This window comes from Kitasatospora sp. NPDC057904, assembly GCF_042887925.1.
Taxonomy (GTDB): domain Bacteria; phylum Actinomycetota; class Actinomycetes; order Streptomycetales; family Streptomycetaceae; genus Kitasatospora.
The window spans coordinates 23,652-49,826 of record NZ_JBHVOL010000035.1 but is presented as its reverse complement, the minus strand read 5'-3'; the positions used below and the strand labels follow the sequence as shown (position 1 = coordinate 49,826).

22 protein-coding genes are annotated in these 26,175 nt (G+C 75.0%); 13 read left to right on the top strand and 9 right to left on the bottom strand.

The window, feature by feature from the left end:
- Window positions 1–121 precede the first annotated feature (121 nt).
- The 4 genes from ACFVSN_RS42030 (at window position 122) to ACFVSN_RS42015 (ending at window position 5,018) form a co-directional block, all read left to right on the top strand.
- Window positions 122–1,522 (top strand): hypothetical protein, encoded by a 1,401-nt coding sequence (locus tag ACFVSN_RS42030; RefSeq protein WP_387595155.1) that lies wholly within the window; start codon window positions 122–124, stop codon window positions 1,520–1,522.
- The gene (locus ACFVSN_RS42025; RefSeq protein ID WP_387595158.1) at window positions 1,519–2,808 is read left to right on the top strand and encodes an ABC transporter substrate-binding protein; all 1,290 of its coding nucleotides are present in this window, start codon (window positions 1,519–1,521) and stop codon (window positions 2,806–2,808) included. Before ACFVSN_RS42030 ends, ACFVSN_RS42025 begins: the two co-directional genes overlap by 4 nt.
- A gap of 135 nt (window positions 2,809–2,943) precedes the next feature.
- The gene (locus ACFVSN_RS42020) at window positions 2,944–3,336 is read left to right on the top strand and encodes a hypothetical protein (RefSeq protein ID WP_380446382.1); all 393 of its coding nucleotides are present in this window, start codon (window positions 2,944–2,946) and stop codon (window positions 3,334–3,336) included.
- Between the two features lie 431 nt (window positions 3,337–3,767).
- Window positions 3,768–5,018: an RNA-guided endonuclease InsQ/TnpB family protein gene (locus ACFVSN_RS42015; RefSeq protein ID WP_387595161.1), complete on the top strand. Its 1,251-nt coding sequence runs from the start codon at window positions 3,768–3,770 to the stop codon at window positions 5,016–5,018.
- A 109-nt stretch (window positions 5,019–5,127) separates the two neighbouring features.
- Here ACFVSN_RS42015 and ACFVSN_RS42010 read toward each other — a convergent pair whose 3' ends face one another.
- Window positions 5,128–5,751, bottom strand: a complete 624-nt coding sequence (locus ACFVSN_RS42010; protein ID WP_387595164.1) for a TetR/AcrR family transcriptional regulator — start codon at window positions 5,749–5,751, stop codon at window positions 5,128–5,130.
- A gap of 133 nt (window positions 5,752–5,884) precedes the next feature.
- Here ACFVSN_RS42010 and ACFVSN_RS42005 point away from each other — a divergent pair, with 133 nt between their 5' ends.
- Complete coding sequence (locus tag ACFVSN_RS42005; protein ID WP_387958762.1) at window positions 5,885–8,098, top strand: MMPL family transporter; 2,214 nt, start codon at window positions 5,885–5,887, stop codon at window positions 8,096–8,098.
- A 21-nt stretch (window positions 8,099–8,119) separates the two neighbouring features.
- Here the strand turns inward: ACFVSN_RS42005 and ACFVSN_RS42000 are convergent, their stop codons facing one another.
- On the bottom strand, window positions 8,120–8,440 hold the full coding sequence (locus ACFVSN_RS42000; protein ID WP_380498070.1) for a hypothetical protein: 321 nt from the start codon (window positions 8,438–8,440) through the stop codon (window positions 8,120–8,122).
- 501 nt (window positions 8,441–8,941) lie between these two features.
- On the opposite strand from ACFVSN_RS42000, the gene ACFVSN_RS41995 reads away from it, so the two are divergent.
- The 3 genes from ACFVSN_RS41995 (at window position 8,942) to ACFVSN_RS41985 (ending at window position 10,526) form a co-directional block, all read left to right on the top strand.
- The gene (locus ACFVSN_RS41995; RefSeq protein ID WP_387595167.1) at window positions 8,942–9,748 is read left to right on the top strand and encodes a GNAT family N-acetyltransferase; all 807 of its coding nucleotides are present in this window, start codon (window positions 8,942–8,944) and stop codon (window positions 9,746–9,748) included.
- A 56-nt stretch (window positions 9,749–9,804) separates the two neighbouring features.
- Entirely contained in the window at window positions 9,805–10,026 is a 222-nt protein-coding gene (gene infA, locus ACFVSN_RS41990) for a translation initiation factor IF-1 (RefSeq protein WP_387595170.1), read from the top strand.
- A gap of 158 nt (window positions 10,027–10,184) precedes the next feature.
- A complete protein-coding gene (locus ACFVSN_RS41985) occupies window positions 10,185–10,526 on the top strand; it encodes a hypothetical protein (protein WP_387595173.1) in 342 nt (113 codons plus the stop codon).
- 35 nt (window positions 10,527–10,561) lie between these two features.
- On the opposite strand, the gene ACFVSN_RS41980 is transcribed toward ACFVSN_RS41985, so the two are convergent.
- From ACFVSN_RS41980 to ACFVSN_RS41960, 5 genes are all read right to left on the bottom strand, one after another.
- The gene (locus ACFVSN_RS41980; protein ID WP_380498067.1) at window positions 10,562–10,927 is read right to left on the bottom strand and encodes a ribosomal protein L7/L12; all 366 of its coding nucleotides are present in this window, start codon (window positions 10,925–10,927) and stop codon (window positions 10,562–10,564) included.
- Between the two features lie 162 nt (window positions 10,928–11,089).
- On the bottom strand, window positions 11,090–11,371 hold the full coding sequence (locus ACFVSN_RS41975) for a cytochrome P450 (RefSeq protein ID WP_387595251.1): 282 nt from the start codon (window positions 11,369–11,371) through the stop codon (window positions 11,090–11,092).
- Between the two features lie 155 nt (window positions 11,372–11,526).
- Window positions 11,527–12,432: an alpha/beta fold hydrolase gene (locus ACFVSN_RS41970; protein WP_387595176.1), complete on the bottom strand. Its 906-nt coding sequence runs from the start codon at window positions 12,430–12,432 to the stop codon at window positions 11,527–11,529.
- Window positions 12,433–12,486: 54 nt separating this feature from the next.
- Window positions 12,487–14,754 carry a CRISPR-associated endonuclease Cas3'' gene (locus ACFVSN_RS41965; RefSeq protein ID WP_387595179.1) on the bottom strand — a complete coding sequence of 756 codons (2,268 nt, stop codon included), beginning with the start codon at window positions 14,752–14,754 and terminating at the stop codon, window positions 12,487–12,489.
- Window positions 14,755–14,859: 105 nt separating this feature from the next.
- Complete coding sequence (locus ACFVSN_RS41960) at window positions 14,860–15,561, bottom strand: hypothetical protein (RefSeq protein ID WP_387595182.1); 702 nt, start codon at window positions 15,559–15,561, stop codon at window positions 14,860–14,862.
- A 237-nt stretch (window positions 15,562–15,798) separates the two neighbouring features.
- On the opposite strand from ACFVSN_RS41960, the gene ACFVSN_RS41955 reads away from it, so the two are divergent.
- From ACFVSN_RS41955 to ACFVSN_RS41945, 3 genes are all read left to right on the top strand, one after another.
- Window positions 15,799–17,661 (top strand): serine/threonine-protein kinase, encoded by a 1,863-nt coding sequence (locus tag ACFVSN_RS41955; RefSeq protein WP_387595185.1) that lies wholly within the window; start codon window positions 15,799–15,801, stop codon window positions 17,659–17,661.
- A gap of 52 nt (window positions 17,662–17,713) precedes the next feature.
- A complete protein-coding gene (locus ACFVSN_RS41950; RefSeq protein WP_387595188.1) occupies window positions 17,714–19,051 on the top strand; it encodes a hypothetical protein in 1,338 nt (445 codons plus the stop codon).
- A gap of 137 nt (window positions 19,052–19,188) precedes the next feature.
- A complete protein-coding gene (locus ACFVSN_RS41945) occupies window positions 19,189–20,262 on the top strand; it encodes a hypothetical protein (protein WP_387595191.1) in 1,074 nt (357 codons plus the stop codon).
- A gap of 59 nt (window positions 20,263–20,321) precedes the next feature.
- Here ACFVSN_RS41945 and ACFVSN_RS41940 read toward each other — a convergent pair whose 3' ends face one another.
- On the bottom strand, window positions 20,322–21,491 hold the full coding sequence (locus tag ACFVSN_RS41940) for a serine hydrolase domain-containing protein (RefSeq protein ID WP_387595194.1): 1,170 nt from the start codon (window positions 21,489–21,491) through the stop codon (window positions 20,322–20,324).
- A 230-nt stretch (window positions 21,492–21,721) separates the two neighbouring features.
- Between ACFVSN_RS41940 and ACFVSN_RS41935 the strand changes: the two genes are divergently transcribed.
- Window positions 21,722–22,954, top strand: a complete 1,233-nt coding sequence (locus tag ACFVSN_RS41935; protein ID WP_387595197.1) for a serine hydrolase domain-containing protein — start codon at window positions 21,722–21,724, stop codon at window positions 22,952–22,954.
- Between the two features lie 51 nt (window positions 22,955–23,005).
- The gene (locus tag ACFVSN_RS41930; RefSeq protein ID WP_387595200.1) at window positions 23,006–24,220 is read left to right on the top strand and encodes an RNA-binding protein; all 1,215 of its coding nucleotides are present in this window, start codon (window positions 23,006–23,008) and stop codon (window positions 24,218–24,220) included.
- Between the two features lie 59 nt (window positions 24,221–24,279).
- On the opposite strand, the gene ACFVSN_RS41925 is transcribed toward ACFVSN_RS41930, so the two are convergent.
- Entirely contained in the window at window positions 24,280–26,091 is a 1,812-nt protein-coding gene (locus tag ACFVSN_RS41925; RefSeq protein ID WP_387958760.1) for a trypsin-like serine protease, read from the bottom strand.
- Window positions 26,092–26,175 lie beyond the last annotated feature (84 nt).

Below are 26,175 nucleotides of genomic sequence, written 5' to 3'. Positions count from 1 at the left end.
ATCCGTCATATCCCGTTTTCCGGTGGCCACCCCGTAGTCGCGCGGCTAGGGTGGGCGACGATCCGTCGGGCTCCTGACGGGCCGAGCAGGGGGCGGGATGCGGATGGCGGCCACTGCCGGCATGAGGTCACGGGCGCACCGCTTCGGCGGCAGGCCCGCCGCGCCGCCCACCACCCCGGGCCGGCTGCGCCGGACCGTGGTCGCGCTGGTCCTGTGCACGGCGGCGCTGTGGGGGACGCTGCAGACGGCGCTCTCCGGCGCGCACACGACGGTGTCCGCCGCCGAGGCCCACGCCGATCCGGCCCTCGTCGACACCGCGCAGCTGTCGTACCTGCTCGCCGACGCGGACCGGGTCGCGGCCGGGAGCTTCGCCTCGGGGACGGTGCGCCTGAGCGGACCGGGGCAGCGCTACCAGGACGACCTGAAGTCCGCCCACCAGGCGCTCGCCCGGGCCGCCGAGCACGACGCGACCGGCCCGGCCGGCAGCGGGCGCCTGCAGGCCGTCGAGGGACTGCTCGTCGAGTACACCGGCCTGATCGAGCAGGCGCACGCCACCGAGAGCCAAGGCGCCCTCGGCACCGCCTACTTGAGCTACGCCACGAACCTGATGCACAAACCCGGCGACGGAGTCCTCGCCCAGGTCCGGCAACTGCGGGCCGCCGAGCAGCAGGAACTGGACCGGCAACGGCAGAGCGGATGGCTCGCCCCGGCCGTGCTGCTCGGCGACCTCGCCCCCGCGCTGCTCGCCCTGGTCCTGCTGGTCGCCACCCAGCGCTTCCTGAGCCGCCACTTCAACCGGCGGCTCAACCCGTGCCTGCTCACCGCGTCCGTCCTGCTGCTCGCGCTGGCCGGCTGGACGGCGGCGGCGACCCTGCACACCGACCGGGCCTTCGCCACCGCCGCCGACGAGGCGCTGCCCCGGCTGACCGCCGCCTGGCAGGCCCGCGCACTCGCCGCCGACGCGGCGGGCGGCGACGCGCTGGCGGTGGTCCAGGCCGTCCCCGGACAGGACCTCTCCGACGACTTCGCCACCTACACCGGCCAGTTGGCGGACCGTCCGGTCACGCCGGGAGAGGTCGCGGCGGCCGAGAGCGAGCCGCCCGCGTTCCACGGCATCCTCGCCGACCTGATCGACGCCGACCTCCGCCCCGACTCCTCCCCAGCGAAACGGGACGCCGCCGTGCACACCCTCCAGGACTTCCGGCAGTTCACCGCGGCCGACGCCGAGCTGCGCCGGCAGGCCGCCACCCGCGGCCCCGCCGCAGCGGCCGCCGCCGACCCCGCCGTGACGGCCACCGCCGTCGGCCCCGGCCCCGCCCAACTGGGCGGCGCCGGCACGGCGTTCGACGCCGACCTGGCCCGGCTCGCGGAGCCGGACCGGCAACGGCTGGCCGACGCCGAGTCGGCGGCCCGCTCCGACCTGGGCCTGGGCCGCGCGCTCCCGGTGCTGTGCGCCGCCATCGCGCTGCTCTGCCTGGGCGGCCTCTGGCCACGGATCGACGAGTACCGGGCCGCGCGATGAGCACGGCGGGCCGCTGGGCCCGGGCCGCCCTCGCCCTGCTGCTGGTCGCCCTCGCCGGCCCCACCGCCTGCAGCGGCGGCCGGTCGGGACCGGTGGTCCACGTGCTCGGCACCTGGACCGGCAGCGAGCGGGACTCGTTCCTGGCCATGGTCGCGCCGTTCGAGCAGCGGACCGGGATCAAGGTGGACTACCAGGGCTCCCGGGACTCCGACACCGTCCTGGCCGACCGGGTCGGCAACGGGACACCGCCCGACCTCGCCGTCCTCTCCAGCCCCGGAAAACTGGTGCAGTACGCCCGGGCCGGCCGCCTGGCCCCGCTCGACGGCGCGCTCGACCTGCCGGGCATGGCCGCGCAGTACGGAGAGAGCTGGGTGCGGCTGGGCGCCGTTGACGGCAAACAGTACGCCGTGTTCGTCAAGGCCACGGTGAAGAGCCTCATCTGGTACTCGCCCAAGGCCCTTGCCGCACACGGCTGGACACCACCCGGCAGCTGGGACCAGCTGAACACCCTGGACCGGCAGATCGCCGGGTCGGGCGTCCCCCCGTGGTGCGTCGGCCTGGAGTCGAGCTCCGCCTCCGGCTGGCCGGGCACCGACTGGCTGGAGGACATCGTCCTCGCCCAGTCCGGACCGGACGTCTACGACCAGTGGGCGAGCGGCGCGCTCGCCTGGAACTCCCCGGCGATCAAACGGGCCTGGCAGACCTGGGGAGACGTGGTCGCCGCCAAGGGCATGGTCCGCGGTGACGCCCGCGGCATGCTGCTCACCGGCTTCGCCGGCTCGGGCGGCTCGCTGTTCGGCCCGCAGCCGGGCTGCTACTTCGAGCACGCGGCGTCCTTCATCACGGACTACTACCGGCAGGGCGACCCGCGGCTCAAGGCCGGCGAGGACTACGACTTCGCCCGGTTCCCGGCCATCGACGAGGGGTTCAAGGGCACCGAGGAGGTGGCGGGCGACCTGCTCGGCATGTTCCACGCCACCCCGGCCGCCCAGCAGCTCGCCGCCTACCTCACGACACCCGAGGCGCAGCGGATCTGGGTGGCCCGCGGCGGCGCGCTGAGCCCCAACCGCCAGGTGCCCGCCACCGTCTACCCGGACGCCCTGTCCCGCCGCCTGGGCCAACTGCTGGTCGACGCCCGGGCGGTACGGTTCGACGCCTCCGACCTGATGCCGGACGCGATGCAGAGCGCGTTCTACCGGGCCGTGCTCGCCTACGCCAACGACCCCTCGCAGCTGGACACCCTGCTCGCGGACCTGGACCGGGTCCGGGCCGCCGTCCACGCCTGACCGGTGCTCGCCGACCAACCGCCGAGCGACCCACGGCTGACCGGGCCGGCGCCCGGTTGCTCCGCCCGGGCGGCAGGCGCCAACACGGCGCGCCCGCGACCGGCACCGGCCGCAGGAGGCGCCTACAGTCCTTGCGTGAGCGACGACCCCACCCGCACCAAGGCCGCGAAGGAACTGGACCTCCCGGAGGGCTGGGTCTCGGGATTCGCCATGGCGGCGCTCGCGCTGATCATCGGGTTCCTGAGCTACGAACTCTCCCAGGACACCACGCCCAACCTGGGCCAGCTCGGACTGTCGGGGATCGTGAGCCTCATCATCGGCACCCTGGCGAACCCGCAGGGCAAGGGGCAGCGGTTCTGCTGGTGGGCGCTGCTGGGCTGCACCTTCCTCGGCGCCGTCACCGGCGCGCTGATGACCGGGCTCACGGACCGGTCCGCGGCCGCCCCGGCGCTGTCGATCTTCGCGGCGGCGTTCTTCGGCCTGCTGGTGGACGGGGAGAAGCTGTCGGTGGGCAGCCCCGGGAAGTGAACCGGGCGGGCGCCGGCCGCCGGCACCCGCCCGGTCTGTTCCCGGAGGCGTTCTCAGCCCGCGCGCGTGCAGAGGTAGAGCTGCCGGCCGCCGGAGTCGTCGCCCGCCGCCCGCCAGCGCGATCCGCCGCCCGGTGAAACGGCTGAACCTGACCGCCGCGAGCAGCGCCAGCGCCGCCACCCTCAGGACCACCACGACCGGCGCCAGCCACGGCAGGAACGACGGGAACTCCCGGGCCAGGAAGACCGACCAGAGGGCGGTCCCGGCGACCGCGGCCGGAAACGCCCATGCCCGCGCGCCGCCGCGGTGGAAGCCCTGCCACAGCAGCACGGTCCCCGCACCGCACAGCGCCGCCAGCGGGGCCGCGATCACCCCCGTGTCAGTGGCGTGCGCTACGTTCATCACGGCAAATCGAGTGGGGGTGTTCCATTATGTTGTCCGGCCGTAGGTATCGGCTCGAACTCGACGCGGCACAGGCCGAGTTGTGCGATATGTTCGGCGACCTGTGTCGGTCGGTGTGGAACACTGCCCTTGAGCAGCGCCGGGAGTACAGGCGGCGCGGGGCGTGGATGAACTACGTGCCGCAGGCCGCCGAGCTGGCCGACGCCAAACGGGAGTTCCCGTGGCTGGCGGAGGCACCGTCGCAGGTGTTGCAGCAGACTCTTCGGGATCTGGACCGGGCGTGCCGTGAGCACGGCACGCTCAGGGTCCGGTGGCGGTCGAAGGTGCGCTGGTCGCCGTCGTTCCGGTTCCCGGCCGGAAACCTGATCAGGGTTGAGCGGATCGGGCGGAAATGGGGGCGGGCGAAGCTGCCGAAGCTCGGATGGGTGCGGTTTCGCTGGTCCCGGCCGCTTGGCGGCGATGTGCGCTCGGCGACGGTCAGCCGGCAGGGACGGCACTGGTTCGTCTCCTTCCTGGTGGAGGACGGCAGGTCCACGCCGGAGCGGCACGCGATGTCGGACACGGCCGTCGGGGTGGACCGAGGAGTGAAGGTCGCCGCGACGACCAGCACGGGTGTTTTCCACGACCGCCCGTACACCACGCCGGGTGAGGCGAAGCGGCTGCGGCGGTTGCAGCAGCAGCTCTCCCGGTGCGAGCGTGGCAGCAACCGGCGCCGGGTGGTGGTGGCGAAGATCAATGCGATCACCGGACGTGTCCGCGACCGGCGTGCGGACTTCTGTGCGCAGACCGCCTCCAGCCTGGCCACCGACAACGCGCTGGTGGTGCTGGAAGACCTCAGAATCAGGAGCATGACGGCCTCGGCAGCCGGCACGGTCGAGGAGCCGGGCCGTAACGTCCGGCAGAAAGCAGGACTGAACCGGGCCATCCTGGACAAGGGCTGGTACATGCTCGAACTTGCGCTGCGCAACGCGGCGCGCACCACCGGCACGGACATCGTTCTGGTGAACCCCGCGTACACGTCGCAGACCTGCCATGCCTGCAGGCACGTGGACCCGAAGAGCCGCGAGAGCCAAGCGGTCTTCGAGTGCACCGCCTGCGGGCACCGGGACCACGCCGACGTGAACGCCGCGAAGAACATCCTCAACGCCGCAGGGCATGCGGTGTCAGGGCGTGGAGACCTCGGCACTGGCCGGTCTGTGAAGCGCCAACCACCGGCCACGCGCACACGCACGGGGCGAAGCCCCCGCGCGGCCCGCGGTGCTGGAATCCCCGTGCTTTAGCGCGGGGAGGAAATCAAACCTACGGCACGTCGATCGGCCCACCCCGCCGCCGACCTGTGAACGATCCGTGCGCCTCCCGGCCGTGCCGCCGGCCCGCGGTCCGCCGCCGTCAGCCCTTCGGCGTCCGTCCGGCGCCGGCGAGGAGCGTGCGGACGGTGGCGGCCATGGTGTGCCGCGCCTCCTCCGGGCTCTGGCCGCAGCTGCGCCAGTGGTGCCAGGCGCTCCACGTGGTCACCGCGTCCAGGCCGTCGAGCAGCTCGCTCCGGGCGGGTTCGGGGAGCGGGTCGAGTTCCGCGGCGAAGACCTGGGCGAGCCGCAGGCGGGCGAAGTCCATCATCTGCCGCACCGCCTCCTGGATCCGCGGGGACGGGTTCTCCAGCCGCATGACGGCGAGTCTGGTCGGGGTGACGCCCTCCAGGATGCGGGCGCGCTGCTCGGTGAGGGCCGTGACCCGCAGCTCCCGCGGCCCCTCGGTGGGAAGCGGCCCGATCCGGGCCGCGAGCTGCTCCAGGCGCCGGTTGACGGCCACCTCGGCGAGCTCGGCCATGTCGGCGAAGTGGTGGAACACCAGTCGGCGGGAGACGCCCGCCCGTGCGGCCACCTTGTCGGCCGGGAAGTGCGACTGGTTCTCATCGAGCAGCGACAGCACCGCGTCGGCGATCTTCTCGCGGGTCTGCCGCCCGCGTTCCGTGCGCCCGTCGGCGGCGGGCGCGGCGGCCTCGGACCGTTTCACGTGGGGCTCCTCCGCACTCTCGTTGACATTCTTGCACCGTGAGTGCAAGTCTACGCGTTGCACGGGGAGTGCAATAAGTTTCCGGTGGGGGCGGCGCGCCCTTCCGCCGCGTACGAAAGGCCGTTCGCCGCAGATGTTCACCACGGTGGGGCGCTGGTGCGCCCGCAGACCCAAGCGCGTCGTCGCGGCCTGGCTCCTGCTCCTGGCCGCCGCGCTCACCGCCGTCGGGCTGCTCGGGCGGGTCACCAGCGAGGACGTCTCCATCCCCGGCAGCGACAGCCAGGCCGCGCTCGACACGGCCACCCGCGCGTTCCCCGCCCCGCCTTCCGGCAAGCAGCCGGTCCTGTTGCACACCCCCGCCGGCGCCGCCCCGCTCACCGCCCCCGGCGCCGCCGCCGCCGTCCGCAGCGCCGCCACCGCCATCGCCGCGGTGCCGCACGTCGTCGCCGTCACCACCCCCTACGACCCGGCCGGCGCCGCGGCGACGAGCGCCGACGGCCACACCGCCTACCTCTCCGTCGAACTCGACGTCTCCGGACGGGAGGTGACGCCCGAGACGACCGACGCCGTGCTCGCCGCGGCCGCACCGGCCACCGCCGCCGGCATCGAGGTGACCCCCGGCGGCCAGCTCGCCGCGGCGGTCGACCGGGGGAGCACCGGGCGCAGCGAGGCCATCGGCCTCGGCACCGCCCTGGTGATCCTCGCCCTCACCCTCGGCAGCCTCCTCGCCGCCGGCCTGCCGCTGCTCGCCGGGGTGGTCGGTCTCGGCATCGCGCTGCCCGTCCTCGGCCTGGTCGGCCACCTGATGGACGTCCCCCAGGCCGGCGAGACCATCGCCGCGATGATCGGCCTGGGCGTCGGCATCGACTACACCCTCTTCGGGCTCACCCGCTTCCGGGAGCTGCGCGCCGCCAGGGCGGGCGTCGAGGACGCGGCCGTGCGCACCACCGCCGGTTCCGGCAAGTCCGTCGCCTTCGCCGGCAGCGCCGTCGTCGCGGCACTGGCCGGCCTGGCCCTGGGCGGACTGCCGCTGCTGTACGCCCTGGCCCTCGCGCCCGCGATCGCCGTGGTGGTGGCGCTGGGCGTCAACCTCACCCTCCTGCCCGCGGTCCTCGTCCTGCTCGGCACGCGCCTGACACCCCGCCCGGCCGCCCCCGCCCCGGACGGGCGCCCGCGCGGCTGGGGCCGGATCGCCGCCCTGGTCGCGGCCAGGCCGTGGCCCCTGCTGCTGGCCGGCCTCGCCCTGCTCGGCGCCCTCGCCGCCCCGGCGGCGCACCTGCACCTCGGCCAGCTGGACGCCGGCGCCAAGGCCCGGGGCACCATGAGCCGCACCGCCTACGACCGCATGGCCCAGGCCTTCGGCCCGGGCGCCAACGGCGTGCTCCAGGTCGTCGACGTCCTGCCCGCGCCGGTGCAGGCGGGCGCGGGGAGCACCGACCCGCGCCTGACGGCCGTCACCACCGCCCTGCGCGCCGCCGAGGGCGTCGCCGCCGTCGGCCCGCCCGCCCTCGCCGCCGACGGCCGCACCGCCCGCTGGCAGGTCACCCCGGCCACCGCCCCCTCCGACCCGGCCACCACCGCACTCGTCCGCCGCCTGCGCTCGGACGTCCTGCCCGCCGCCACCGCCGGCAGCGGCCAGGTGCCGCACGTCGGCGGCGCCCCGGCGGCCCAGGCCGACCTCAACGCGCGCATCGCGCAGCGGATGCCGCTCGTCGTCGGCTTCGTCCTGACCGTCGCCGGCCTCCTCCTGCTCCTCGCCTTCCGCTCGCCCGTCGTCGCCGTCAAGGCCGCCGTCATGAACCTGGTGTCGGTCGCCGCCGCCTACGGCGTGCTCACCGCGGTCTTCCAGCACGGCTCGGGCGCCCGGCTGATCGGCCTGGAGGGCGCCGTCCCGATCCCCGGCTACGTGCCCCTGCTGATGTTCGCCGTGCTCTTCGGCCTGTCGATGGACTACGAGGTCTTCCTGCTCAGCGCCGTGCGCGAGGGCTACCTGCGGGAGCGGGACAACCGCCGCGCCGTGGTGGCCGGCCTCGCCGCGACCGGGCGGATCATCAGCTCCGCCGCCCTCATCATGGTCGCGGTCTTCCTGAGCTACCTGCTGTCCGACGACCCCGTCGTCAAGATGTTCGGCGTCGGCCTGGCGAGCGCCGTCGCCCTGGACGCGACCGTCGTCCGCGGCCTGCTCGTGCCCGCCACCATGGTCCTGCTCGGCGACGGCAACTGGTGGCTGCCCCGCTGGCTCGACCGCCTGCTGCCGCACGTCGACATCGAGGGCGACGGCCACACCGGGCACCCCGCCGCCGCCGACCCCGCCCCGCCCAACTCATTCGCCGGAAGCCCTTCCTGATGTGTCATCACATCCGCGGGCTCAGTCCTCGTCGAACGGTTCGTCGCTCCACCGGAACCAGGCGCGGCCGTCCTCGATGTGCAACAGGAACTCGGCGACCGGACCCGACGGGGCCACGAGCGACAGGGCCCGCGCGATGCGGTCGTAGACGTCGTCGAAGCGCTCGATCCCGTCCGCCTCAAGGAGGGCCAGCGACTCGTCGAACCACGGCTTCACCGCGGCGAACGCCGGCGTGGGGACGAAGCGCCCCTCCAGCCACGGGAAGTCGGACCCGTCGACCAGGATCTCGCCGAGCAGTTCCTCCTGCCGCACCAGCCGCCAGACCCCGTCCCCGAAACCCATCCCGCCGGCCCTCCGTCCCGCCGCCCACCGCCGTCGCGGCAGCCTCCCACACGGCACGGACACCGCCCGGCGCCAGCGCGCGAAAAGGCCCGGGTCCGGGCGGCCGAGGGGGAGACGGCCGTCCGGACCCGGGAGCTTGGGGGCGGCGCGCCCGGTGGGGCGCCACCACACGCGGTGGACCGCGTCGCGGGCCCGGCCGAGGTAGAGCCCCTCCCTCCGGCACCGGCCCGCGGTCCGGGCGGGTCGCAGGCTCAGGAAGCTATGCGGCGCGCGTCAACGGACCGTCGACGATCAGTAGACGAGCAGTCGCCCGCGGTAAATCGGTTGGGCCGGTCCGCTCCTTGCTGTTACTGTCTGTGCAGCCGTGAAAGAACGTGAGGAGGTGTGAGACCCATGAAGGCTGTATCCGTGTGGGTGCTCCCCCTCGTCGTCACGGTGGGCGATTGACGTTTGGTGTCGCCCGGGAGCCCCTGCGACAAGGCACTCCCGAAAGGCAACACCATGAACGCATCCTCTTCCCCGCACCCCGTCCCGGGCCCGCGCGAGCACGCGCTCACCGTCACCCGTACCGCCGACACGCAGTGGCAGGCCCTCGACGGCGACCTGGTCGTCGGCCGTGCCGACGCCTCGAACAGGCCCGACGGGCGGCTCTTCGTCAGCATCGACGCCTGGCACGACGCGGCCCGCGACCGCCTCGCCGCCACGATGCTCGCCGACCTGCCGGCGCCGCTGCACACCGTCGCCGACGAAGCCGACCACGACGCGGTGGCCGCCTGGCAGCGGCTCGGCTTCACCACCGCCCGCCGCGAGCGGACCTACGTCGTGCCCACCGACCCGCACACCACCGGGCTCGCCCCGGCACGGCCCCCGGCGGGCGTGACGATCGTGCCCGCCGGCCAGGCGCAGGAAGGCCCACTGCACGACCTGGACCGCGCCGTGCGCGACGAGGTCGGGGCCGGCCCCGGCTGGCGGACGATGCCGGCCGAGGTACTGCCCCGCCCGGCGGGCACCACCGTCGTCGACCCGTCGAAGTACGTCGTCGCGCAGCAGGACGGCCGCTACCTCGGCCTGCTCCGCCTCGCCCCGGTCACCCGCCGGCCGCGGATCGGCCTCATCGCCGTCCGCGCCGAGGCGCAGCGCAGGGGCATCGCCCGGGCGCTGCTGGCCCACACACTGGGCTCGCTGCACCACGCCGGGACGGCCTCGGCCTGGGCCGAGGCCGACGAGACCAACACGGCCGCCATCGCCCTCCTCGAAGGCGTGGGCGCCGAGCATGTGGGCAGCATCCTGGAACTCGTCCGCCGCTGACGCCCCGCCACACCACACAAGCGATCCACCGCCCCACCGACCGGAAACGGGAAACCATGACCAAATCAACAGGAGCCATCGAAGTCGAGGGCACCGTCACCGAGTGCCTGCGCAACGCGACCTTCAAGGTGCAGCTCCAGAACGGGCACGTCGTGCTCGCCCACATCAGCGGGAAGATCCGCAAGAACTACATCAAGATCCTCCCCGAGGACCGCGTCCTCGTGGAGCTCAGCCCCTACGACCTCTCCCGCGGCCGCATCCGCTACCGCTACAGGTAGAACCGGGCCCGCCCCGGGCCGCCGGCCTCCGCCCGGCGGCCCGGGCATTCCCAGGTGATCGTCTTCGAATTCCTTCGAACCATTCGACCGGCACCCCACCCACGACGTTCCATGGGTGGGGTTCCTGACGATCGGTCACGAAACGGAAGGAAGAGCCGATGAAGAGCCTGAAGGCCGTCCTCGCAACGGGCGCCGCCGCGGCCGCCCTCGCCGCCACCACCCTCGTCGGCACGGGCACGGCCCGGGCCGACACGGTCGAGCAATGCCCGCGGGAAGCCGTGTGCATCCTCGTCCCGGACCAGCCGATCATGGTCTTCTACGGCTACGGGGTGCACACCCCGTCCAACGTGCACGGCATGGGATGGCTGGATAACAACCTGACCGGCGGCCGGGTGTCGCTGTGCCGAGGCCCCGGGGGAGTCGACTGCGAGCCGCTGCTCGGGCCGGGCCGGATATTCGTCGACTTCGACACCATCCGCTCGTTCGTCATCACGCCCTGACCGCGGCCCGGGCCGTCGACCGCGACGGCCCGGGATCAGCCCTGGCCGCGCAGCGCGCAGACCCAGCAGTCGCAGTCCGTCACGGAGTTGGCCCCGCAGTGCGCGACGGGCCAGTACTGCGACGCGCACGGCCCGGGATCGACCGCGGTGCCGTCGCCCGGCAGCGTGCGCCGGCACCAGTCGCACCGGACGTCGGCCGGCACACCGGCCTCGCGCAGCTGCCGGGCCAGCCGGACGGCGATGTCGAACGGGGCACCCGCCTGGACGACGGCGGGCGGGCCGTCCAGCACCTGCCGGCTGCGCCACAGGCTCAGGCCGGTGACCGCCCGCACCGCCCGCAGGGCGGTCGCGTCGCGGGCCGGGGTGCCGGTCAGCCGGACCTCGAAAGCCGGGGCCTCCACGGATTCCTCCTCGCCGCCCGATGCCGTGTCCGCCCCAGTCAACCGCCCCACCCGCCCGTCCGGCCACGGGTTTTCGCCCGGCCGGGCGCGAAAGCACGGTGTGGGGCGCCAGGACGGTCCCGGGCGCCCCACACCGGTTCACCGGGTCACCAATTCATCGGTTCACCAGGTGACCGGGACGGCGGCCGGGGTGATGGCCATGCGGTTGGGGTGCCAGGGGATGTCGGCGGGCGGGGCGGCGAGGCGCAGGGTGGCGGGGAGGTGGGTGAGCAGGGTGCGGAAGGCGGTGTCGGAGTGCCGGCGCACCAGGTGGGCGCCGGGGCAGTGGTGGCGGCCGTAGCCGAAGCGCAGGTGGGGGTTGGGGGAGCGGGCGGGGTCGAAGTCCTCGGCGCCGGTGAACGCCGCGGGGTCGTGGTTGGCGGCGTCCAGGGACAGCAGGACCAGGTCGCCGGCCGCATGAACTCCAGCCCCCGCGCCCGAACAGCGGCAGCACGGCGCGGCGCACGCGCTCGTGGTGCTCCCCGGTCATCTCCAGGAACGTCGGCAGGCACGGCGGCGGCCCGTCCCCGTCCCCGGTGGGCGGCCAGGCGTAATGCGCATCAGTGGGGCGGGCCGGGCAGTCCCAGCACCGCGTCCGCGAACGCCCCGGGAGCCTCCTGCGGCACGTTGTGCCCGATCCCCGGCAGGACGGTGACCTCGCACGGCCCGCGGAAGCGCCCGGTATCGCCCTGTACGTCGACGGGGATCACCCCGTCCGCGCCGCCGACCAGCACGACCGTCGGCACCGTGATCGGCGGCCCGGCCGCGAGCCGGTCCTCCAGCGCCTGGTAGCGCGGATCCCCCGCCACGAGCCCGAACCGGTGCCGGTAGGAGTGCACCACGACGTCGACGAAGTCCGGATTGTGCAGGCTCGCCGCCGACGCCCCGAATGCCTCGCCGGCCCCGGCCCACGTCGGCGACCACAGCCGCCAGAGCAACGCGCACAGCTCCTCGCGGTTGCGCTCCAATCCCCTTCGCCCACGCTCCGAGTGGAAATAGTGCTGGTACCAGAGATTGCGCTCCGCCTCCGGCGAAACCGGCTCCACCGAACCCGCGATGTCCTGGACGAGATAGCCGCCGCCCGTCACCAGCCCCGCGACGCGTTCCGGCCACAGCGCCGCCGCCACGCACGCCGCCCGCCCGCCCCAGTCGTACCCGGCGACCACCGCCCGCCCGATCCCCAGCGCGTCCAGGAAGTCGGCCAGGTCCTGCCCGAGCGCGGCCTGCTGCCCGCTGCGCATCGCCCCCTCGTCCCGGAACGCCGTCGGCCCGCACCCGCGCAGGTACGGCACCAGCGCGACCCGCCCGCGCGCGGCGAGCCGCGCCGCCACCTCGTCGAACGCCCGCACGTCATAGGGGAATCCGTGCAGCAGGACCACCGGCACCCCCGCGCCCGCCCCGGACTCCCCGGACTCCCCGGACTCCCCGAACTGCTCGTACGCGATGTCGAGAACCGGCGTCGTCACGCGCTTCCGAGCCCTGAAGATCACATCCATCCGTCCATGCTGACACGTCGTTCGTCAACGATCCGCTGGTGTCGGCAGGGGGCCGTCGTGGCGGGCGCTGGCGCGCCAGTCGGCGACGCGGACGAGGGTTTCGAGGAAGGCGAGGCGGAACGGGCCGAGGCCTGGGGTGTCGCGCAGGGCGAGGGCGCGTTCGGTCCAGGCCTGCGGGAAGCCGGCGGTGTGCAGGGTGAGGGCCGGGAAGTGCTCGCCGGTGGACAGGTCGACGGGCGGGGTGCGGTCGCCGTCGGCGACGCCGAGCAGCAGCGGGGCCTCGTCGCCGCGCGGGCGCACGGTGACGCGGACGTGGCCGTGGTGGGCGGCGGCCAGGTAGGTCACCAGGGGGTCGTGACCGCCGTGCCACAGCAGGAGGGCGCTGACGAGCTCGTGCCGGAAGTAGGGGCGGGTCGGACGGTAGGGCGGCAGGGGGTCGGCGCCGTTCTTCGACTTGGCCAGCAGGCCGGCGGGCGGGTCGGTGCGGCCGGCCCGCAGCTTCTCCTGGAAGGCGTCGTGGCACTTGCCGAGGTCGTGGTAGCGGGCCGCCTCGACGACGGCCTCGCCCAGCCCGGCGGGGAGTCGAGGAAGTGCGGCGAGCAGCGACTGCGCCTCCTCGGCGGTCTCCTGGAGGTGCTGGTCGAGACCGACCCAGGCAGTGCAGGCGTAGAGCGGCGTCCTCGGGCCGGGCGCCTCGCACGGGACGGGGGCCGGGCTCGCCGGGCTCCAGCCGAGGTCCGGCAGGTAGCCGCCGGCACGGGCGTCCAGGAGCACACGGACGCCGGGGCGCAGGTCGTCCGGCTGCGCGGGGCGCCACCAGCCGTCCAGGGCATCGCGCAGCCAGGCCCGGCCGGCGGGCAGCCGGCGCAGCTCGCCGAGCGGCACCGGGCAGAGTTCGGCGCTCGCCGGGTCGGGCTCCTCCTCGCCGGGCGCGCCGGACTCCCACGCGCGCCAGGCGGCCAGCGCCGGGAGCGAGTCCGCCTCGGACGGCCCGCAGATCCACCGGTCCACCGCGTCGGCCCGGTCGGCCCGTTGGTCGGCCCGGTCGGTGGGGTCGGCCCGGTCGGTGGGGTCGGTGGGGTCGGCGGCGTCGGCGGGGGAGTCGAACAGGGCCAGGACGTCCTCGCGCCCGGGCCCCGGCGGCGCGGGCGGCGTCCCGACGCGGGCCGCCAGCAGGTCGCCGGGGGTGACGGCCCGGCCCTCGTGGGCGGTCAGCCAGCGCGCGACGGCCGCATCGCCGCCCTCGGGCGGCGTGCACCACAGCAGGTCGCCGCCATCCGGGTGCTCGCCGTGCCGGTTGCAGCGCCCGGCGCGCTGCACCAGCGAGGCCCAGGGCGCGAGTTCGGTGACCACGGTGCGGCCGGAGAGGTCCGGCCCGGCCTCCACGGCGGGAGTGGTGACGAGCACGAGGTCGCCTTCGGCCTCGGCGGCGGCCAGGACGCGGCGGCGGTCGGCGGCCCGGAAGTGCGGGTGCAGCAGGAGCGCCGCGCACCCCAGTTCGGCCAGGCCCGCGTGCACGGCCCGCGCCCGCTCCGGCGAGTCGAGCACCACGACGGTCCGGGTGCCGGGCACGTGCGCACCGGCGACGGCCCGCGCCAGCGCGGCGGCGTACCGTCCGGGCCCGACGTCGAGCCGGGCGATCCGCCGCAGCGTCCCGGCCGCCTCCGGCGCACGTACCGCGCTGCCGCCGGGGTCGAAAGGCCCGCGCACCGACGACATCCACATCGTCCGGGTCGCCGCCGCCGTCCCCAGCTCATCGCGCAGCCGCTGGAGTTGCACACCCGTGGACAGGCCGGGCCCGAGCAGGTGCGCCTCGTCGAACACCCACTGCGCGTCCGTGTGCAGCAGCGCGTACGAGACCGGCGCCATCGTCCGCGCGTCCGCGTAGCCGCGCATGAGCGCCCGGCTGAGCAGCACGTCGTGCGCGCCGACCAGGATCGCGCTGCGCTCGGGCGCGCGCCGCCAGCCGCCCTCCTGCGCCGCCGCGCCCGCGAGCAGGTGCAGCCCCACCTCGCCCGTCAGCCCCAGGCGTTCCAGCCACCCCGCGATCCGGGCGAAGGTCTGGTCGGCGAGGCTGTGCCGCGGCAGCACCAGCACCAGCCGTCGCGGCGTGTCCCCGGGCGCCGTGACCAGCCGCCGGTACAGCCACGGCAGCACGGCGGCCACGGTCTTGCCCGCCCCGGTGGGCGCCTCCAGCAGCGCGGGCAGTCCCTCGGCGGCCAGCGCCACCTGGTACGGGTAGGGGGTGAAACCGGTGGCGGTACGCGCGAAAGTCTCGAACTCGGCCGTCATCCCGCCAACCTACGGCGAAAGGCCGCCCGCCGGGCGGAGCGGAAGGCTACCCGGCGCCTACGGCGAAAGGCCGCCCGCCGGGCGGAGCGGAAGGCTGCCCGGCGCCTACGGCGTACCGGCCGCCGCCCGGTACGCCGCCACCGCGGCCGGCAGGACGGCCTCCACGCTGGACCGGGGCTGCTGCGCGACGGTCTTGTGCACGGTGAGGATCACGTCGCCCTCGCGGACCAGTGCCACCTCGGTCACGTACGGCTCGCCATCGCCGGGGCCGAGCGCGGAGATCCGCAGCACCAGGCCGTCGTCGGCCGCCACGCCGCCCACTCCCGCCGTGGACACCGTGTTCCTCGTCGGGGAACCGTCGACGGGAAGCGTGGCGGTGTACGAGGCGCAGCGCTGCGCGGCGCCGTGGACGGCCGCCATGACGGCGGCGGCCCGCCCGGGCGGGTACCGGTCGAGCGACTCCCGGCCGAACCAGTCGTCGGACGGCTTCTCCAGCCCCACCGACACGCCCTCCGCGGGGCGGTCGTGCCTCGCCGTGAAGCCCTCCACCACGAGCTCCTCGCACGGCATGGCCGTGATCGGGACGTCCGAGAAGTGCCGGTCAGGTGTAGCCGAAGCAGTCAACAGTCGGAAATCGGGCGGCAGTTGACGGTCGGTCAGGAGTGCGTCGCGCAGCCGGACCTGCGCCGGAGCCCCCGCCGGGGACGGGCCGCCGTCCGCCGCCCGCACGGGCGGTTCCTGCGAACAACCGGACAAGGCGAGCGCCGCCGCGACGACGGCAGCCGACACCACGCCACGCAACCGCACCGGGTCCCCTCCCTGGAGTCCATGATCGACTCGCATCCTGCCACACCCGGGACCAGATCCTGCCGGTACGACCGAAATTGGGGCCCTGTACGAAGCACCCGAATCGTGACCTTCCCGGCCGCGACCGCCGGAACCCGCAGTTCACGGCCCGCGTCCCCGCCGGTAGTCGGCGTGCCGTAAGGTGCGGCGCCGCGGAGCCGAGCAGGCAGCGAGCAGGAACGGGAAGAGCGCAGGACGATGGACGACAGACAGGCCGAGGGCCACAGACCCGGCGGCGGCGACACCACGCCCGCCGAACACCTCTGGGAGCTCCCGGAGTACCTCTACGAGCGCGAGCTCGGCGCCGGGGCGAGCGGGCGGGTCGTGCTCGCCCGCCACCGCGACACCGGCACCCCGGTGGCGATCAAGCACCTCCACGCCTCCGCCGCCTCCGCCGCGCTGCGCGCCGAGGCCGAGGTCCTCGCCGGCATCGACTCCCCGTACGTCACCCGGCTCTACGAGTACGTCGAGGGCGAGCAGGGCTCGGCCATCGTGATGGAACTGGTCGACGGCATCGCGCTGCGCGACCTGCTGCGCGCGGAGGGCGCCACCACTCCGGAGGCCGCCCTGGTGGTCCTGAAGGGCTCGCTGCTGGGCCTGGCCGCCGCGCACGGGGCCGGCGTCGTGCACCGCGACTACAAGCCCGCCAACGTCCTGGTCGACACCGTCGGCACGTCCAAGCTCGTCGACTTCGGCATCGCCGTGCCCAGCGGCGCCGACCGCGACGTCTCCGGCACCCCCGCCTACATGCCGCCCGAGCAGTGGGCGGGCCGGCCCGCCTCCCCGGCGGGCGACGTCTACGCGGCGACCGCCACCTTCTTCGAGTGCCTCACCGGCGCCCGCCCCTACGAGGGCGCCACGATCGTCGAACTCGCCGTCCAGCACAGCGAGGCGCCGATCCCGGCCGAACTGGCCCCGGAGCCCGTCCGGCCGCTGATCCTGGCGGGCCTGGCCAAGGAACCCGAGGCCCGGCCCGACAGCGCGGCCGCGCTCGTCGAACAGCTGGAGGCCGTCGCGGCCGCCGCCTACGGGCCGTACTGGGAGGAGAAGGGCCGCCGCGACCTGACCGCGCTGGTCGCCCTGCTCGCGCTGCTGCTGCCCGGCGCCGGCGGAGCGGCCGGCGGCGGCACCTCGCTGGCCCACACCCTCCTCGGCCCGGCCGAGACGGACGCCTACACGGACGCCGCCATGGACGTGGGCGCCGACGCCGCACCGGCCGCCGCCAGCCTGCCCCTGACCGCCCGTATCGGGACCCGCGGCAAGGTCCTCACCGGCGTCGCGGCCGGCGTCATCGCCCTGGCCACCCTCACCACCGTCGCCATGGCGGGAGCCGCCGACGGCGGCGCCCGCACCGTGCTCGGCGGCGCCTCGCCCGAGGCCACCACCAGCCTCGGCGCGCACGACCCGACCGGCAGCCCGTCCGCCCCGCCCAGCACGACCGGCGCCACCGCGACCCCGCCCGCCACGGCGACGCCGACGGCCACCGCGTCCACCAGCGCGACCGCCACCGCGACCCCGTCCGCCCCGGCCACGCCGGGCGGCAAGACACCCGCCGCACCGGGCACGCCCGCGGCCCCCGCCACCGGCCCGCAGCCGGCCCCGGCCGGCCCCGGCGCACCGGCGTCCGCCCCGCCCGCCGGCCCCGGCCCCGGCCCGGGGCCCGGTCCCGTGCAGGGCGGGCCGACCTCCTCGGCGCCCTCGCCCTCGCCGACCCAGACCGTCGCGCCCGCCACCCTCACCATCAGCTCGGTGAACCTGGACTCGCTGTCCTGCAGCGGCCAGTGGGCCCTGACCGCCACCGTCACCGTGGCCGCCCAGGGCAACGCGACCGGCACCCTGACCCTCAGCTGGTACCACAGCTCGGGCGGACGCGCCGCCACCGTCGCCACCGACACCGTGCCGGTCCAGAACGGCCGCGCCACCATCACCCGCGTCCACAACTTCGGCTCCGCCGACAACTCCACGACCTGGGGCGTCCGCGTCGGCACCAGCCCGGCCGCGACCGCACCGGGCAAGACGTCCGCCGAGCTGTACGCCTTCACCTGCAACCCGCCCCGCTGACGCCCTGTCGGTCCCGGTCACAGCCGCCCCACCCCTCGCCCTGGAGAAAGCCATGTCCACGCCCCACCCCGACGCCGCCCCCACCCCGGGCGCCGACCAGACCGTCCGGCTCGGTCCGGGTACGGGCGAGGGGGAGGAGACCAGCCGCACGGACGCCGCCGAGGCGACGACGCGCCTCGGCGGAGTTTCCGACCCGCGCGCGGACCGGACCGTCCGGCTGCCGCGCTCGCCGCTGGGCGGGCCGGATGCGGTGGAGACGGTCCGTCTGGACAACGAGGAGCGCCTGCGTCTGACGGGGGAGTCCGGGACGGTTCCGCTGCCGCGCCCGCCGCTGGCTGGGCCGGATGTGGTGGAGACGGTGCGCCTCGACAACGAGGAGCGCCTGCGCCTGACGGGGGAGGGTGAGACCGTCCCGTTCCCCCGGCCGCCGCTGGGCGGGCCGGACGCGGTGGAGACGGTCCGTCTGGACAAGGGGGAGTCCGGGACGGTCCCGCTGCCCCGCTCGCCGCTCGGCGCGCCCGACCCGCGCACGGACCGCACCGTCCGGCTCTCCCCGGCGCCCGCGCCCGCCGCCACACCGGACGCCGAGGCCACCGTGCGCCTCGACTCCGCCGAGGCCGAGAGTGCGACCTTCCTCGACCCGCGGGTGTGGGGCGGCGCGCCGGGGGCGGGGGAGAGCGCCACGCTGCCCGAGCCGATCCCGCTGCCCGAGGCCGGGGCGGAGGCGGAGGCCGAGAGCGCGACGTTCCTCGACCCGCGGGTGTGGGGCGGCGCGCCGGGGGCGGGGGAGAGCGCCACGCTGCCCGAGCCGATCCCGCTGCCCGAGGAGGCCGCGCCCGAGGAGCCCGCGCCCGAGGCCTCCGTCTCCACCCCGGCCGCCGCACCGGACGAACACCCCCTCGCCCCCGGCGAGTTGCGCCGCTTCGGCCCCGGCGTCCCGCCGCAGGCCGCCGCCGCGTGGCACGGCGAGACGCCCGCGGACCGGCAGCCCAAGCGGCCCCGCCGCGTGCGCAGGTGGCTGGTGCCGGTGGCCGTGCTCCTCGCCGTCCTGGCGCTGCTGTTCTGGCGCTTCCACACGACCGCCCTGGCCGTCACCTCCGTCGGCGTGACCACCGACCCGGCGGGCCCCGGCTGCGGCGGCACCGCCGTCGTCACGGCCTCGGTGGAGACCAACGGCGGCGCCGGCAGCATCCGTTACCGCTGGCAGCGCAGCGACGGCACGACCTCGGACGAGCTCGTGCAGGACGTCCGCTCCGGCACCCGCCACACCGACCTGGTGCTGCGCTGGACCTTCGACGGCCAGGGCTCCCTCCAGGCCACCGCCACCCTGCAGATCCTCTCGCCCGGCGCCCGCACCGCGACCGCCACCTTCCCCTACCACTGCTCCTGATCCCCCGAGCCTGGGACCCGCCTCGGACGCCCCGCCCGTCCCGTAGCGTTTGCCTCCCGCCGCGGGGACCCGCGGCACGCCAAGGGGAGGGCACCGTGAACTCGCTCGTGTCGAAGGCTCGTTGGTTAGGCGCTCTGGTGACGGCGGGAGCACTGCTGCTCGCCGGGGCCGGCGCCGCGGGGGCGGACGACGCGCCCGACGGACCGGTCCGGGGTGTCCCGCAGACCGTCGCCCTGGGCTCGGAGCCCGCCTCGGTGGCGGTCAGCCCGGACGGGCGCACGGCGTACGTCTCGGTCAAGGACGGCATGAACGGCGTCAAGCTGAAGGCGGTCGACACCCGGAGCGGTGCGGTCACCGCCACGGTCACGCTGACCACCGGGTACGGGGCCGACGCCGGGCCGGTGGCGGTCAGCCCGGACGGCTCGCGGGTCTACGTGCTGTTCGGCGCGATGAGCCTGCTGCCGCTGTCCACGCTGGGCGCCGTCGACACGGCCACCGGCACGGTGGTCTCCACCACGCTCGCGCCGGACCAGCCGCGCCCGGACGGGACCAGCCCCGGGGGCCTGAGCGCACTGACGGTCAGCCCGGACGGCTCACGGGTCTACGTCACCCAGGACGGACCCTCGCCCTGGCACCAGCCGGTCCAACCGGGCGCCCGGGTCCTGGAGTTCTCCCCGCAGCAGCAGGCGTTCACCGCCGCCGTCACGGTACCCGGCCGCTCCCTGTGGTCGGTGGTCACCCGGCCGGACGGCGCCGACACCTACGTCAGCACCGACGAGGGCCTGGACCACCTGGACACCAGCGCCGAGCCCCCGGCCGTGGCCGGGACCGTCGCCGCCCCCGGCACCAGGACCGCTCTGGCACTGGCCCCGGACGGCACCCGCGTGTACGGCGTGAGCAGCACCGGCACCGGCTACACGGTCGACCCCGCCGCCGACACCGTCACCGCGACCACGGACCTGGGCATCACCCCGGCACAAACGCTGCACGACCCGTCGGTCAGCCCGGACGGCACCCGGCTGTACATCGCCTGCCTGGACTCCTCCAGCTCCACCGGCAAGGCCCGGATCCTCTCCCTCGACACCTCGACCAACACCCTCGTCCCGGCCGAGGCGGTCACCGGTCTCAACTGGGTGACGGCCCTGGCGGTGGGCCCCGACGCCCACACCCTCTACATCGCGGACGGCGACCTGCGGATCGTCGGCATCTGACGGGATCCCGCCGGCCCGCGCACGGCGCGCGGGCCGGCGACCGGCCGCTTCGATCGTCGTTACCCCGCCAGCAGCGCGCAGACGAAGTCCTCCTCGACGGCCCGCAGTCGCTCCAGCAGCGCCGGGCTGTTGCGCTGGTTGACCTGCTCGGTGACGGACACGGTGACGCTGCGCCGCCCGTCCGGGGTGCCCGCGCCGAACTGGGTGTAGCCGGCGGTGTTGCCCGTGTGCCCGTACACGACGCCGCACCGGGTGGTGTACTCGAAGATCCCCAGCCCGGCCCGGTTGGCCCCCGGGCCGGCCGGCTCGGAGGCCCCGGCGACGAAGGCCCGCTGCTCCAGGCGGGTGGCGTCGCCGATCAGCGGCCCGCCCGCGTAGGCGGCCGCGAAGGTGCTGAAGTCCCGAGGGGTGGAGACCAGCCCGCCCGAGGCCCAGGCACCCGAGGCGCCGAACCGGGTGCTGACGTCCTCCACCGGGTGGGGCGGCTCGACGGCGTAGCCGTGCAGGTAGGGCCTGGGCAGCTCGAAGCCGGAGGGCAGGCTCGTCCCGTCGAGCCCGAGCGGAGCGTAGACCTCGGAGGCGAGCAGGTCCTCGTAGCGCTGCCCGGTCGCGGCCTCGGCCATCAGGGCGACGGCGATGTTGTCGGAGTTGGAGTACTGGTAGCGCGTGCCGGGGGTGAACTCCAGGGGGTCACCGGCGACGAAGTCCAGCAGGTGCCGGGAGTCGAACACGTGGTGCGGCTCGGCGAGGATGATGTCGACGAAGTCCGGCGCCGAGCTGTAGTCCGGCAGCCCGCTGGTGTGGTTGAGCAGCTGGCGCAGCGTCACCGCGCCCCAGTCGGCGGGCAGCGCGGGCAGCCGCCCGGCGACGGTGTCGTCCAGGCCGAGCAGCCCGCAGTCGACGAGCCGCAGCGCGACCGCGCCGCTGAACGCCTTCGCGGCGCTGGCGAGCCGCATGTGGTCGGCGGGCTCCGGCGGGCGGCGGGTGCCGACCTTCGACACCCCGGCCCGCACCACCCGCACGCGGTCGCCGTCGCGCAGCACCGCGATCGCCCCGGGCGGCCCGTCCGGACGGTCGACCAGCTCCTGCAACCGGGCCCGCAGCCCCCGGCCGTCGTCCCCGTGACCGCCCCCGGCCGAGGCGGGAGCGGCGGGCACCAGCACCACCGAGGCGGTGGCGAGCAGGACGGCGAGCGCGCCCCCGGGGCGGCGACGAGAGCGAAGCGGCACGGCGGATCCTCCGGACGACGATTCGGCGAGGGGACGGGAACGGCCCCGGCGGCAAGGAGTCACCCGCCGACGCCCCGGGGAAACGGCCCGCCCACCACCTTGACCCGCCCAGCCGAGCCCCCTGCCCGCCGTCCGGTCGCGCCCCGCCCTGCGGACCCGACGGGTGACGTTCACGCGGGTCGCCCGCGACCACACCCGGCGCCCGGCCGCCCCCACCCGATACTGCGCGCATGACACCCACCCGCAGGACCACCCGGAACGCCCTGCTGCGCCTCGCCGCCGTCACCGCGCTCCTCGCCCTCACCGCCCCGGCCGCACCCGCCGGCGCGGAGCCCGAGGGTCACCACCACCGTCCCTGCGCCGCCTCCGCCCCGCCCGACGGCGGCCCGGCCGCCGACGTCCTGCGGATCGCCGAGCAGGCCAAGGCCGAGCTGGACCTGAAGTCGGTGATCCTGCGGGTCACCGTCGACGGCCGCGAGCTCGTCACCGGCGCGCTCGGCGAGTCGATGACCGGCGTCCCGGCCGAGCCCGCGATGCACTTCCGCAACGGCAACATCGCCATCAGCTACCTGGGCACCGCACTCCTGCGGCTGGTCGACCAGGGCGTCGTCGGCCTCGACGACCCCGTCTCGCGCTGGCTGCCCGACCTTCGGGGCAGCGACCGCGAGTTCACCCTGCGCATGCTCGGCGCCTCCACCACCGGCCTCGCCGACTACGTCAAGGACCCGTCCTTCGGCCCGGCCGTCTACGCGAACCCGTTCCGCCAGTGGACGGCCGACGAACTGGTCGCCATCTCCACCCGCCAGGACCGGCTGTACGCCCCGGGCACCAACTGGAGCTACTCCCACGCGAACTTCGTCCTCCTCGGCGAGGCCCTGGAGAAGATCACCGGAACCCGTCTGGACGTCCTGCTCCAGCGCGAGGTCCTGGGCCCGCTCGGCCTGCACGAGACCCGCAACAGCTACACCCCCGACATCCCGACGCCCGTCCTGCACGCCTTCACCTCCGAACGCGGCACCTACGAGGAGTCGACCTTCTGGAACCCCTCGTGGACCACCGCCCCCGGCGCCGTGGAGACCACCGACATCTGCGACCTGGAACGATCGGCCGTCGCCATCGGCGCCGGCGAACTGCTCTCCCCGGCCTCCTACCAGCAGCTGCTGAACCCGGGGACGGTAGGACTCGGCCACCCGACCGACACGTGCCTGGCGACGATCTGCATCCCGCAGACCGAGGCCACCCACTACGGCATGGGCGTCCTCGTCGTCGGCGGCTGGATCTCCCAGCACCCGCTGTTCTTCGGCTACTCCGCCTCCCAGGACTACCTCCCCTGCGAGCACCTGGCCATCGCCGTCTCGACCACCAACGGCCCGAGCGCCCCGGCCGACCACAACGCCCACACCATCGCCCAGCGCATCGCCGCCGCCCTCGCCCCGGGCCACCCCATCCCCGACTTCGGCTGAGCCGCCGCCCCTGCTCCTCCTCGGCCGGCCCCGTTCCGGCAGGATGACCCCGTGAGCTCTCCCCGCCGGCACGTCCACCGGATCACCAAGTACGACCCAGCCGACCGCAACGAGTGGGGCCACTACACCGGGACGCTGGACTCGGCCAGCGACCACGGGCCGGTCGAGGCCGCCTACCTGGCCGCGGTCGCCGCCTTCGCCGAGGCGGACGGCGTGCGGCACCTGACCATCCGCGAGCCCCAACTCGGGCCCGGCTTCACGCATTTCGGCCTGGAACCGGCGGTCGAGGGCCACGGCCTGGCCGGGCTGTTCCCGCCCGACCTGACCGGCTACCACGACGGCGCCCGGGTGGCACTGCCCGTCGCCCTGGAACTCGTGCGGGCCATGCTGCGCGACAACGGCGCCTGGTGCCGCCTGGAGAGCGACGACGGCTTCACCGTCCACGTCGGGTACGACCAGTACCTGTACGTGGGCACGGCCGGGCTCTGCGAACGGGCCGTGGCCCGCATCCGGGCGACGGGGCTCTTCCCGGAGCCGATAGACGCTTCCCCGTACGACCACGAGTCGGACGGTCTTGACGGACAGCGCCCGGCCGACGAGGTCTTCTGGGCCCGGGTGCGCTGGTGCGCGGCGACGGGCCGGGCCGGGCTCCTGGAGGAGAAGCCCGTCGGCAACCTCTCCCACTGGCACCGGCTCGCCGACGACGACGCGATCGAGGCGGTGCGGGCGCGGCTCGCCCCGCGTGCACAACTGGCCGTGTGGCCTGCTCTTTCCCCCGACGTCGCCGCCGTCCTGGCCGGCCTCCCGGAGGAGGACCTGATCGAGCTCGTCTGGGAGGACGCCGAGGGCCGGATCACCAGCACGATCGCCGACGAGGACGACTTCGCCGCCCTGACCGTCCGCGTCGCCGGAGCCCGCGCCGCCGCGGTCCTGCCGATGTGCGTCGACGAACGCACCCCCGTGCTCACCGCCGTGCTCCCCGACCCCGACGGCGTCCTGCGCGCCCGCTGGCGCACCGACCCGGCCCCCGGCGACCGGGACTGGGCCCTGCTCAAAACCCTGAGCCCCGGCCGGCCCGTGACCGGCACCGTCACCGGAACCACCGCCCCGGGCGCCGTCCTCGTCGACATCGGCGGCTTCACGGCCACCCTGGCCGCCGCCGCCATCCCGGTCGGCCGCAGGGTCACGGCGCAGGTCCTCGACGTCGACATGGTCAGGGAACAGGTGTCCTTGTCCCTCATTTCGGCGCAGTCGGACGAGGCCTGACGGACGAGCCCGTCCGGCGGTGGCGACCGCGCCACCGCCGGACGGGCTCGTCCGTGTCGTCAGCCGGTGGGCAGGGTGGTGCCGGGCAGGGTGTCCAGGGGGGCCCACTTGGGCATGCCGGGCTTGTAGGCGGTGTGGTTCACGGCGCCGTCGGTGCCGGCGGCGAAGAGGTCCATGGTGTTGGCGGAGGCGCTGAAGACAGTGGTCGGGATCCGGCCGGAGAACTTCCAGTTCCCGAGGGTCTCCCAGGCGCTCCACGGCTTGCCGTTGTTGAACCAGTAGGCGTGGTAGAGGAAGGTGTCGCGGCCGGTGGCGAACAGCTCGATCGCGTCGGTGGCCGGGTTGTAGACGGCGCTGGGGGCGCCGGCGAAGCGGTAGTCGCCGTTGATGGTGGCCCAGTTGCTCCAGTTGGTCATGCCGGGGGTGTAGTAGCGGTGGGCGATGGGGCCGTCGGCGGTGGTGGCGAAGACCTCGGCGGTCTTGGTGGAGGGGTTGTAGACCAGGCTCGGGCTGCCGGTGACGGCGGCCCCGTCCAGGGGGAGCCAGTCGCTCCACGGCTTGCCGTCGTTGAACCAGTAGGTGTGGTACATCGTGCTGTTGTCGCGTCCGACCGCGAACAGCTCGATGGCGCCGGTGGCCGGGTTGTAGATCGCGCCGGGGGTGGCGTTGAACTTCCGGTCGTAGATGGTGGTCCAGTCGCTCCAGCCGGTCATGCCCGGGGTGTAGTAGGTGTGGGCGACGGGGCCGTCGGCGGTGGTGGCGAAGACCTCCGCGGTCTTGGTGTCGGGGTTGTAGACGGCGGTGGCGCTGCCGGTGAACCTGGTAGCGCCCGTGCCGGTCCAGGGGCGCCAGCCCTGGGCGTCGGCCGTGTAGTAGGTGCGCCACATGAGGCCGTCGCTGTCGACGGCGTACAGCTCGATCGCGGCGGTGGCGGGGTTGTACAGGGCTGTGGGCGAACCCACGAACGGCTTGGCGCCGGCCGGCCGTTCGCTGATCCGCGACCAGGAACTCCAGCCCTGACCGTTGATGTTGTACGCGCCCACGACACGGCCGTCGGCGTCGACGGTGAACACCGTGGACGTCTGCTTGACCGGGTCGTACACCGCACTGGCGGTCGGCGCGACGGCGTTCGCGGCGGCGTAGCGCACCTGCTGGACCCAGCCGGAGAGGTCGTCGGTGCGGGTGCCGGTGGCGCCGGTGCGGGTCTCGGTCTCGCCGAGGCAGCCGCCCTGCCAGGAGCGGGAGGCGACGGCGACGAGTTCGGCCTTGCCGTTCGTCTCGCGGATGGCGGGGGCGCCGGTGTCGCCCTTGCAGATCGCTGCGCCGCCGGTGCCGGTGACGGCGATCCCGGCCGGGTTCACGCTGTCGAGGGTGAAGGCGCCGGTGTGCATCGTGCCCGGGACCCACTCGTCCTTGGTGCGCCCGTAGCCGGGAACGCGCAGCTTCTCGCCGGACGTGGGTGCGGCCGACGCGAGGGCGAGCGGGGCGACGCCCTGCACGGGCGCGGCGAGGCGGGCCACGACGAGGTCGCGGTCGGCGCGCGGCGTGAGCGAGGCGACGTCGACGGCCTTGCCGGCGATGGTGGCGGTGGTCTTCCACTTCGGCGCGCCGGCCGTCAGCGCCTGCGGCTGGGCGGGGTCGTCGGAGAAGCAGCTCGCGGCGGTGACGACCAGGTACGGGTCCACCAGCGCGCCGGTGCAGGTACGGAAGTTGTCGCCGATGGCGAGCTTGGCGGTGTAGGCGTAGGCGCCGTCCGCGGCGGGGTCGCCGACGACGGCGCCGGCCGGGGAGAGGGTGGCCAGCGTGCCGGCGGCCACGGCCGCCGTGAGCACGGCCGCCCGCCGCGGACGGGACGAGATGGTGTGGGGCATGGAGGGGTTCCTCGAGAGGTCTCGGACGGTGACGGTTCGGGCAAGGCGGATGCGCCCGGGAGGCCCTGACGGACCGAAGAGTCC